The organism is Thiocapsa sp. (assembly GCF_011390875.1).
Taxonomy (GTDB): domain Bacteria; phylum Pseudomonadota; class Gammaproteobacteria; order Chromatiales; family Chromatiaceae; genus Thiocapsa.
This window is the reverse complement of record NZ_JAABRP010000380.1, coordinates 1-2,585: the sequence shown is the minus strand read 5'-3', so window position 1 is coordinate 2,585 and position 2,585 is coordinate 1. Positions and strand designations below refer to the sequence as shown.

The 2,585-nt window shown below is 65.1% G+C and carries 2 protein-coding genes and 1 pseudogene; all 3 read right to left on the bottom strand.

The genetic code is table 11. From position 1 onward, the window contains the following. Nucleotides 1-174: 174 nt before the first annotated feature. Nucleotides 175-1,995 (bottom strand): asparagine synthase (glutamine-hydrolyzing), encoded by a 1,821-nt coding sequence (gene asnB, locus GPT33_RS18680; RefSeq protein ID WP_296812134.1) that lies wholly within the window; start codon nt 1,993-1,995, stop codon nt 175-177. 266 nt (nt 1,996-2,261) lie between these two features. Beyond that, nucleotides 2,262-2,372, bottom strand: a complete 111-nt coding sequence (locus GPT33_RS18675; protein WP_296812131.1) for a hypothetical protein — start codon at nt 2,370-2,372, stop codon at nt 2,262-2,264. A gap of 99 nt (nt 2,373-2,471) precedes the next feature. After that, nucleotides 2,472-2,585: pseudogene (locus GPT33_RS18965) on the bottom strand (phosphoribulokinase); the annotation flags it as partial.

The window sequence follows — 2,585 nt, the reverse complement described above, 5'->3', positions numbered from 1 at the left end:
TCAAAAACAACCGAAACACGTAGGATGGGTAGAGCGAAGCGAAACCCATCCAGCCCGCGCCAAGGGCATCGGACCGAAACCCGGCAACGCGGCGGTTTGGAGGATGGGTTTCGCTGTCGCTCTACCCATCCTACGTTTCTGAATCATCGCTGACAGCCGTGATCAGCGAGGCCGTCAACCGATCCAATCGAGCGGATCCTCCTCCGCGCTCGGACATGCGCCGGGGTCATCGAGGATGAATCGGCCCCAGAGTGCGAGCTGCATGAGCTGCAGCAGAGGGCCGGTCGCCCCCGTGCCGGTGCGTCTTTGCAACGCGACGAGCGCGTGGACGAGCTCGGGTTTGAGCCACTCGCGAATCAAAGGGCTTGCGGCGAGCTTACCCCCGAGGCGCTCCAGCAGATCACCGCGAAGCACCTCGCCGATCGGTACCCCGAAGCCGCGCTTCTTGCCCTCGGATTGCCCTTGGGGCAAGAGCGGCTCCGACCAGTGCCGTAGGATCCGCTTGCCGACGCGACCCTGGACCTTGAGCCGGTCGGGAAGCGAGAGACCGAGCTCGACAATGCGGTGGTCCAAATAGGGGACCCGCCCTTCCAGCCCGAAAGCCATCAGGGTGCGATCCACCTTGACCAGCAGGTTGTCGGCGAGCTCGGTGCGCAGGTCAGTGTACTGGGCACGACGTAGGAAACCCCAGCCGCGCGGTGTCTCTGCCCAGGCGGACTCGACCGGACCGTAGAGGCGCTTGCGTCCGGCCTCCAATGCCTCGCCGAAGCCGGATCGGCTTAGCGACTCCGGCCAGCGGCTGCCGCGGCGGTAGTTGCCGGTGCGCGGGTGCAGCACCTGCTTCATGAGCTGTTGCACGGGGGAACGGCGATAGCGGCCGTACCCCGCGAAGACCTCGTCGCCGCCCTCGCCGGTGAAGACCACCTTGAGCTCGCGGGCCGCGGCCTGCGCCATCAGGGCCGTGGGCAGACAGGCCGGGTCGTACATGAGGTCGTCCGCCGCCCGAACGCAGAGCGGAAGCGCGCGAAAGACATCCAACATGTCGAGCCGCAGCTCGGTGTGGTCGCTGCCGAAGCGCTCCGCCACACGGCGCGCATCGGCAAGCTCGTCCCCCTCGCCGGCGCCTGCATAGCCGACCGAAAAGGTGCGCAGCGGCGCATTGCCCCACCGGGACAGACGCGCCATCAGGATCCCGGAGTCGAGTCCGCCGGAGAGGAAGAGTCCGTAGGGCACGTCGGAGCGCATGTGCTCGCGCAGCACCTGATCGAACAGCGGATCGAGCTCCTCGCACGCCTCCTCCAGGCTGATCTCTCGCCGCTGGATGTCGAGCGCCGACCAATAGGTGATCTGTCGGGGCTCCAGGGACGCATCAATCACCAGCGCCGTGCCCGGCTCCAGTTTGCGGATGCCTTGAAAGATGGTCTCGACCCCGCTGTTGAAACCGATCTCGAAAAAGCGCGCGAGTGCCTCGGGGGAGATCTCGGGGACCCGCGGGAGCAGTGGCAGTAGACCCTTGATCTCGGAGGCGAAGGCGACGCGATCAGGCAAGACCGCGTAGTAGAGCGGCTTGATTCCCAACCGATCGCGCCCGAGGATCAGGTTGCGGTCACGCGTCGAATAGAGGGCGAACGCGAACATCCCGTTGAGACGCGCGAGTCCCGCGGCCCCGAACCGGTCGTAGACGTGGAGGATGGTCTCGGAGTCCGAATGCGTGCGGAAGCGGCAGCCGTCCGCTTCCAATTCGGCCCGCAGCTCGACGAAGTTGTAGATCTCGCCGTTGGCCACCAGGGCATAGTGACCCTCGGTATCCAAGATCGGCTGGTGTCCGCCGCCGAGATCGATGATCGAGAGACGGGTGTGTGCCAGACCGACCGAGTCGACGCAGTGGACCCCGCTGTCGTCCGGACCCCGATGCCCGAGCCTGGTGGCGGCCAGCGACAAGGCCGCGATATCCGGACTGCCGTGACGCAGGATCACGCCCGCGATTCCGCACATCTCACTCCCTCCCATCAGCGTCGATCGATGCCTCTCGGCTCCGAGTCAACGTGACCGCTGTCGGGAGAGTGGCTTGTGGGCGCCCGGTTCGGCGCGGCGTCAAAGTATACCGAGCGCACGTCATGCAGGAGGTGACCGGAGGCATTTCACGCGCCATTGTGCCGACGACAGCAGACAAACCGCGTCGGTTGTGCTGACGATAGAAAGCACAACCCTGCGCCGACGGCGTGTTGTGCCGCGCTGCCGCTCGGCACAACGGGAGAGTCTTACATGCGCCGATAGATCACGTCCTCGACATCGTCGGGCTTGTACCCGCGCTCGCGGGTATCTCTATGAATCTTCTGCACCCACTCCAGGTCGGTAAGTGTCGGACACACTTGGCCGCAGCTCCGAAACAGCTCCAGCTGCTTGTCGAACGGATTCCCCTCGGGACCGAAGTGGCTCAGGTTGCTGCCGCTCTCCTTGGCGCGAGCCAGCTACTCCTTCATGGTTGCGCGGTCGTAGCGGTGGAAACTGTCTCCCTCGATAAAGGCCGCCCTCGCACCGACACGCTTGAAGATGTGTTCCAGCGCATTCTTGACCGTGCTGGT